This is a genomic window from Corallococcus sp. RDP092CA, assembly GCF_041903675.1.
Lineage (GTDB): Bacteria > Myxococcota > Myxococcia > Myxococcales > Myxococcaceae > Corallococcus.
On the sequence record NZ_JAYESI010000143.1, the window covers coordinates 1 to 351 of the forward strand.

The following is a 351-nucleotide window of genomic DNA, read 5'->3' on the forward strand; positions in this document are numbered from 1 at the left end:
AGCGCGGCGACCTCCTCGGGCACTTCCAGCGTCACCTTCACCATGGCCGGGATTTCTCCCACGCCTTGGCCTGCTCCCGCCAACCCGCGCTTTCGCTCAGGCGATGCTCAGGATCAGATCCACACCCCGTGCGGACGTGCTCGTCACGTCCGAGGAGGCGGAGACGAAGCGCGCGGCCGAGTGGGTGCCCGAAGGCGGGCGCGCAAAGTGGCCACCAGCTCCAAGGACGCCACTGCCCAGGAGGTGCTGGACGTCTACGCCCGGAGATTCACCATCGAGGAGACGTTCCGGGACGTGAAGGACCTCAAGTTCGGCATGGGATTGAAGCAGGTGCGTGTGAAGACGCCGGAG

Annotated in this window: 1 protein-coding gene; it reads left to right on the top strand. The window is 66.4% G+C overall.

From position 1 onward, the window contains the following. Positions 1 to 42: 42 nt before the first annotated feature. Positions 43 to 351, top strand: a 309-nt coding sequence (locus U8525_RS34535) for a transposase (RefSeq protein ID WP_374270982.1), incomplete at its 3' end; no start/stop codon positions are given.